Source organism: Acinetobacter sp. YH01019 (assembly GCF_013420285.1).
Lineage (GTDB): Bacteria > Pseudomonadota > Gammaproteobacteria > Pseudomonadales > Moraxellaceae > Acinetobacter > Acinetobacter gandensis.
In genome coordinates this window covers 1-7,436 of the sequence record NZ_VOYM01000107.1, presented here as the reverse complement: position 1 = coordinate 7,436, position 7,436 = coordinate 1, and the positions used below count along the sequence as shown (strand labels likewise).

The window sequence follows — 7,436 nt, the reverse complement described above, 5'->3', positions numbered from 1 at the left end:
CGTGGTTTTAGAAGAAGTTGTAATTTCTCCAAAAAGCTTGAAAACCATTTTAAAGCCTTCGACTTAACCTTCTTTTACATCAATAATGGCTTCATTTAATGTCAGCATACTTTTTAAAACACCACCTGAATTATTATATCGAATAGATTTCATTGTCATAATAAAAACCTCGTTCAGTGAAAGTAAAATCAATATAGCGGCCGCGTTGCAAAGATGGAAATAACAAGAATTGATCAACTTTGCAGATTTTTTCTTAAACAAGTTTTTATATTTTCTTATATCTAAATGCCCAAAACGCCATCTCCCATCTAAATGTGCAATTTCTAGAACAAAGCTACACTGAATCAACAAATTAAAGCTTGAGCATTGTATGTAAACTCGGCAAATTAGTAGAAACTGAGCTCATAAGATTGTTAAAAACATGCCAAGTCCAGCACAAACCATTCGACATAAACTTTTAAATACTTTTTTCTCACGACATTCTATTTGGTTTCTCTGCATTTTTATTGCCTTATTGATTACCAATTTTTATTTCGGCTATTCACCGCACTATCTTCAGTATTTTATCCCTGAAACCTTACTGAATACGATTTGGGTGATTAGTATTGCGCTGAGCTTCTTAGGTTTATATGACGTTTTACAAAATCGACATTCGATCTTAAAAAATTACCCAATCATGGGCCATTTTCGTTTTTTGTTTGAAGAATTCCGTCCCGAAATTCGTCAATATTTTATTGAATCAGACCAAGATGCATTACCTTTTTCACGTATGCAACGCAGTCTAGTCTATCAACGTGCAAAAAATCAAAATGCAGATAAACCGTTTGGCTCTATTGTCGATGTATACCAAAATGACTACCGCTTTCTAAATCACTCTCTTACACCGTGTGTACCCGCCATTCCTGAAACCTTTCGGATTAGCATTGGTAATGAACAATGTACCCAGCCCTATAGTGCTTCAATTTTGAATATTTCAGCGATGAGTTTTGGTAGTTTGAGTGCCAATGCCATTCGTGCGCTGAATTTAGGTGCCAAGATGGGTAATTTCTACCATGATACTGGCGAAGGAAGCATTAGTCCGTATCATCTCGAAAATGGTGGTGATATTGTTTGGGAACTCGGTAGTGGTTATTTTGGTTGTCGTACCATCGATGGTCAATTTGACCCAGTACGCTTTGCTGAGCAAGCCAAGCTTCCGCAAGTGAAGATGATTGAAATTAAACTTTCACAAGGTGCAAAGCCAGGTCATGGCGGTATTCTTCCTAAAGATAAAATTTCAGAAGAAATTGCACAAATTCGTGGTGTGAGTCGCGAACATGATTGCATCTCTCCTTCTAGCCATCCTGCATTCAGCACACCTATTGAGATGATGCAATTCATTCAGCAATTACGCGAATTGTCTAATGGTAAACCTGTGGGCTTTAAATTATGTATCGGTCAGCCTTGGCAGTTTATGAGTATTGTAAAAGCCATGCTACACACCAAAATCTATCCAGATTTTATTGTAGTAGATGGCTCTGAAGGTGGCACAGGAGCTGCGCCAATTGAGTTGATTGACAATATGGGTACACCTCTACGTGAAGGTTTACTCTTTGTGAACAACACACTGATTGGTGCAGGACTGCGTTCAAAAATTAAAGTCGGCGCCAGCGGGAAAATTATCAGTGCATTTGATATCGCTAGCACCATGGCTATTGGTGCGGATTGGGTGAATTCAGCACGCGGTTTTATGTTTGCTGTGGGTTGTATTCAAGCGCAAAGCTGCCATACCAACCAATGTCCTGTCGGTGTCGCGACCCAAGATAAAGACCGCCAAAAAGCCATTCATGTACCCACTAAGGCTGAGCGTGTTTTTAATTTTCATAAAAATACCATGCATGGCTTGTCTGAACTGATTGCTTCTGCAGGTTTACAACATCCTGCGGATATACGTGCCCATCACCTCGCACAGCGCATTAATAATCGTGAAATCAAAAATTATGCTCAACTGCATTTTTGGCTCAAAGATGGTGAACTTTTAAGTTGTGAAAATAAAGATGACGAAAACTTTTATTTCCGTATGTGGAATATGGCGAGTTTAGAAAAGTTCTAATTCATACACGACGGCCAATGAACTATAAAAAAAGAGGCTTTAAAGCCTCTTTTTTACTATCTGAATGTCTAAAAAATATTAATTAATAGTAAGACTTACTATTGGGCTGTGCATGTAAAAATGCCGGAATTAATCCTGTCAAAGCCGCTCGAATATCAGCACGTTCATTAATTAACTGATGTGAGCCCTCTTCGAGCATCAGTAAAGTTTGTAATCGAAACTTACGACGAATGAATTCAATGTTATAGCGCCAATCTACAGTTTGATCCTGAGCACCCTGCGCTAACCATACTGGAATACGACAGGCAGGACGTGCTTCCATTTCCTGCATCCATTTTGACATAGCCAAAATCCAGTCCATACCCATCATACGAGGTTGTAGCGGATCTTTTAAACGGACAAAACGCAAAAATTCAGGGTTATGGTTATTACGACGGAAATGACGTGGAACTTCGCGCTTGATTCTGCGAATAATGCCAAGTCCAACCGAATTATGCCACCACGCCGATTTCGCTGGACGAATCAGCGGCGATAATAATAGCACCCGCTCCACGTATGGATTTTCGCGACGTTCTGCAAAATCGAGTAAATGATGTAGCCAAATTGCCCCACCGGTACTTTGGCCAATACCCAACCAAGGTGTCGGCAATTGCGCAGCATGTTTAACATAGCGATACACCGACTCTAATACTTGCTGATAATGATCAAAGTTTTGAATACTCGCAGGCGAACCATTACTTAAACCATGTCCAGGCAAATCATAAGTCAGTACACTAAAACCTTGATCGAGCAACTCACGAATGATCGGTTGATAAATGCCACTATGCTCTAAATAACCATGTAACAGAAAAACTGTGCCTTTGAGTTGTTCGTCTTCAGATTTTAAATTGGGTTTAAATACTTGAACATGAACTTTAAATAATGGCATTTCAACATATCCTTGCCAATGTTCACAATCTAGAGCATCAAGTGCATATAAACGACGATATGACTGAATCTCTACGGTCGGCTCAAATTTGCGATTTAAATTTAATGCTTCAAGCAACTGAGGCGTATGTTCACGGCTTGGAACTGGAAGGTCTAATTGTTTTAAAATCGAGGGATTTAAAAATGGGATATCTGGCATTTAAGGTACCTCGCGACAATCGCTAGAGCCAAACCAAACATCACGTAAGGTGGCCAATAATTCATAATTTGCCCGGCGACTATGATCGTAATTTTTTTCACTTGGTCGCCAAGCTGTAAGTGAGGTCGGCATCGGTGCTTCCACAGGAATGGTTTCAATACCATTTAATGCAAATAAACGGCGTGTACGCGGCATATGGTATTGATCCGTAATCAAAATCACCGTTGGCGCACCGCCTTTTTTCTGTAGTAATAATGAGCTAAATCGAGAGTTTTCGCATGTGTTCATGCTGCGATCTTCAAGTAACTTGGCATCAACATCACGCGCCTTTAACCATGCTTGCATATAGGGGGCTTCAACCCCACTTAATACAATTGGTAATTTATACTGGCGTTCAACATCAAGCGTGGTTTCTAAACGTAAACGGGTATAGTCATTAACCACAATATCTTTATCATTTTTATCCAGTGTTAAACCACCGCCCAATACCACAATTGCATAAGGTTCTGCAGTTGGCTGTTTAACAGGTTGATTTTGTCCCTGTAATTTTGCCAAATCATGATAAGTGGCATCATCAATCGGCTCTGCTTCAGATGCAGCTTGCTCAATTTCATGCGTTTTTAAAAACTCAAGATACTGCGTCATCAAACCTTTATTTTCTTCACTATTTAAATCAAGTAAATCCTTCATTTTTTGTGCAGGATTATCGGCTTGAATTTCCGAAGCAGACATTTCAACGGTATTTAACAGTGGAACTTTCGGCGTTTCTTTCTGATCATTTTCTTTCTGTTGCTCTTCTTCAATCAATTGTTGCAACGCTTTATAACGCGCTTGAATGACCGTTAAGTCCTGGGGCTCATCTGACTGAATCGCCTGCTCCATCAGCTTCAAATAGGCCTGACGTGCAATCCACATATCCGAGCCGGGTTCATAACCATCCTCATCACTCAAAGCCCCCATTTTTTGGCTTTGCGCTGCTAACTGATTTACCTCAACAGGAACAAAATAATTCAGCCCTTTCACCACCAGCTTTGAATAGAAAGGTGAATATATAAAAATCATTAGACAGCCGAACAGTACAAATAGCACAGCGACTATTTGTACAAGGCGAACCATCCAATGTGTCTTATTCATTCAGTAAAACCTATGTCCTATGATTAGCATTCATCTTGATGCGAGCAAATGAGACCTTGTGTATCAAATAATACAGGCTCAGGATGCAATTCAATGTTAAATTTTTGAAAAACATCATGTTGTACGGCTTTATACGTTGCACGTACATCTTGCAAACTAGCTTGTTGATAATTCACAAGCACCAAAGCTTGCTTATGGAACATACCAACTGCACCTAATGTTTTACCTTTCCAGCCTGCTTGGTCAATTAACCAGCCTGCAGCAAGCTTAACTTCATTATTCGGCTGCGGGTAATGGGGCAAATTTGGAAATTGTTGTGCAATTTGGTCAAATGCTTGCTGACTAATCACTGGGTTTTTAAAAAAACTGCCTACATTTGGATAATCTTTAGGATCTGGCAATTTAGTTTGACGAATATGGATGACCTGATTTTGCAAATTTTCTGCTGTCAGATCAGCACCAACTGCAGCTTTTAGATCACCATAATTTAATTTCAAATCTGGCTGTTTTAATAGTTTAAAAGTGACATGACTAATCACATAACGTTCTGGTTCATCTTTAAAGATACTATGACGATAAGAAAAATGACAATCCTGCGCAGCAATACTAATATTTTGTGCTATTTGACGGTCATAAACTTGCACTGACTCAATAAACTCACCTGCTTCTACACCATAAGCTCCAATGTTTTGTACAGGTGATGCACCCACTAAACCTGGAATTAAGGCTAAGTTTTGCAGACCAAATAAATTATGTTTCGTCGTCCACAGTACAAAATCATGCCATACCTGTCCAGCACCGACACGTATGGTACATGTATCTGCGTCTTCTGAAATACGTTCAATACCCTGAATATCCATATGCATCACCAATGCATGAATCTGTTCAGGTAAAAGCATATTACTACCACCTGACAATACCAAAACATTCAGATTTTCTGCTGCGGCAAAATCCAAAGCAGATTGAATATCTGTAACAGATTGAATACGGACATAATGTGATGCGACGGCATCCAGACTTAATGTGTTAAAAGGCTTAAGTTGAACCTGTGTTTGAATGTGCATTCTTAAACCTTAATGATTCTGCTGTGCTTTAAAATGATTTTGTAAATAATTGACCCAGGCCTGACTACTCGATTCACACTGATCTAAGACATGTTCAAATCCAGCATCCCCACCATAATAAGGATCAGGGACTTCCTGCTGCGGGTATTGACCATCATGCTGACTCATAAGCGAGATTTGAGCACGTAATGCACCAAATTGACGTTGTGCTTGTGCCATGAGTTGTTGAATATTTTCTAAATTTTCATAATCCATCGCCAAAATCAGATCAAAATCAATGAAGTCTTGTATGGTTAATTGACGTGCACGCAACGACGATAAATTATAACCACGTAATTTTGCATGTTTTTGACTGCGACTGTCAGGCGCTTTACCAGGATGATAATTGCTTGTACCCGCAGAATCGACCTGTATATTGAGTTGAGCTTCATCACAAAAATGTCTCAGAACCACTTCCGCCGTGGGAGAACGACAAATATTTCCTAAACAAACACACAACACCTTGTATGGCGTGCTGGATGACATAACAACCTCAAGAGTACTTTTATTTCAAGCGTCTTATGTTAAGTTATTTACAAGATGAATCCTATATCAAGACTCAAGAATAATGTTCATTTCGATATAAAAATTAGGGATAAGCCAATGAGTAATTTTCAGTTTCAAACCGTCAGCAATATTATTTCTGGCTTAGGCTCGATTCAGCAATTAAAAGATGTTCTTCAAGAATATCAACCGAAACGCGTACTACTGGTTACAGACCCCGGCATGCTAAAACAACAACTGCATCTTCCTTTGCTTGAAATACTCGAAAGTATGCAGCAAGACTATGTTGTTTACTCAAGCATTCAGGCCGACCCTGCTGAACACATCGTATTAGATGCTGTGCAGTTTGCCAAAAATGAAAAAATTGATTTGATCTTGGGTTTTGGTGGTGGTAGTTCAATGGATGTAGCCAAACTGATTGCAATTTTGGCACATCCTGAACAAACACAACAACTTGCTGACTTATATGGCGTGGGAAATGCAAAACGCCCACGACTACCTTTAATTTTAGTGCCAACTACAGCAGGTACAGGTTCAGAAGTTACCCCTATTTCTATTGTTACTACCGGTAAAACCACCAAAACAGGCATCGTCTCACCTGTTTTATATGCTGACATCGCTATCCTTGATGCAACATTTACCCGTGACCTACCTACACATATCACAGCGGCAACTGGCATTGATGCTATGGTACATGCGATTGAAGCCTATACCTCCAAAGTAAAAAAGAATCCTTATGCCGACATGCTTGCAAAACAAGCCTTAAAACTACTCAATAAAAATTTGAAATTGGTATTACAAGATGGACATGATTTAGAAGCAAGGCAACACATGTTGGTAGGTTCAATGCTAGCTGGACAAGCCTTTGCAAATTCTCCCGTTGCTGCCGTACACGCCTTGGCATATCCGCTTGGTGGACATTTTCATCTCTCGCATGGGCATACCAATGCTTTGGTACTCACTGAGGTTTTAAAATTTAATGCTCCTGTAGCGAAACAACACTATGCTGAACTCATGACTTGGCTTGATCCATATAGTACAGGTTGTACTGACGGCTTATGTGACTTGTTCATAGACCACATGCAAAATCATTTAGATTCTAGTGGATTGACATTAAAATTGAATCAACTCAATGTGCCTGAACAGATGATTGATGAATTAGCACATGATGCCTTATTGCAAACACGTTTATTGCAAAATAATCCACGTGAACTTAAGTTGCAGGATGCTCGGGATATTTATCAAGCGATCTATGTTTAATTGTAATTTTCACACAAATTATAGTGTGATACAAATCACACTATAGTCACTATATTTGTTTATTTTTCAAACAAACGACTAGTTATAACTTATATAGGACTTACGCATTGACGGATTCAAAAAAGTATTAAAATACTTTATAAAGTATCTGTGATCAGACGAATTAAACATGCTTCTACAGCAACTTGTACATTACCCATTTATATGGGCTTTCTCA

Annotated in this window: 6 protein-coding genes and 1 pseudogene; 3 read left to right on the top strand and 4 right to left on the bottom strand. The window is 39.1% G+C overall.

The window, feature by feature from the left end; translation table 11 throughout:
• Together FTT84_RS16135 and FTT84_RS16130 are read left to right on the top strand one after the other, a co-directional pair.
• Window positions 1-99, top strand: a pseudogene (locus tag FTT84_RS16135) (IS1 family transposase); the annotation flags it as partial.
• Between the two features lie 322 nt (window positions 100-421).
• Window positions 422-2,092: an FMN-binding glutamate synthase family protein gene (locus FTT84_RS16130; RefSeq protein ID WP_067767344.1), complete on the top strand. Its 1,671-nt coding sequence runs from the start codon at window positions 422-424 to the stop codon at window positions 2,090-2,092.
• 82 nt (window positions 2,093-2,174) lie between these two features.
• Here FTT84_RS16130 and FTT84_RS16125 read toward each other — a convergent pair whose 3' ends face one another.
• Genes FTT84_RS16125 through FTT84_RS16110 form a run of 4 tightly spaced genes read right to left on the bottom strand, consistent with a single transcriptional unit; the run spans window position 2,175 to window position 5,941 of the window.
• Window positions 2,175-3,218, bottom strand: coding sequence for an alpha/beta hydrolase (locus FTT84_RS16125; protein WP_067767346.1), 1,044 nt, complete (start codon window positions 3,216-3,218; stop codon window positions 2,175-2,177).
• Complete coding sequence (locus tag FTT84_RS16120; RefSeq protein WP_180081834.1) at window positions 3,219-4,352, bottom strand: YdcF family protein; 1,134 nt, start codon at window positions 4,350-4,352, stop codon at window positions 3,219-3,221.
• 23 nt (window positions 4,353-4,375) lie between these two features.
• The gene (murB, locus tag FTT84_RS16115; RefSeq protein WP_180081835.1) at window positions 4,376-5,416 is read right to left on the bottom strand and encodes a UDP-N-acetylmuramate dehydrogenase; all 1,041 of its coding nucleotides are present in this window, start codon (window positions 5,414-5,416) and stop codon (window positions 4,376-4,378) included.
• A gap of 9 nt (window positions 5,417-5,425) precedes the next feature.
• Window positions 5,426-5,941, bottom strand: a complete 516-nt coding sequence (locus tag FTT84_RS16110; RefSeq protein WP_180081836.1) for a low molecular weight protein-tyrosine-phosphatase — start codon at window positions 5,939-5,941, stop codon at window positions 5,426-5,428.
• Between the two features lie 117 nt (window positions 5,942-6,058).
• On the opposite strand from FTT84_RS16110, the gene FTT84_RS16105 reads away from it, so the two are divergent.
• Complete coding sequence (locus FTT84_RS16105) at window positions 6,059-7,219, top strand: iron-containing alcohol dehydrogenase (RefSeq protein ID WP_180081837.1); 1,161 nt, start codon at window positions 6,059-6,061, stop codon at window positions 7,217-7,219.
• The last annotated feature ends 217 nt before the right edge of the window (window positions 7,220-7,436 follow it).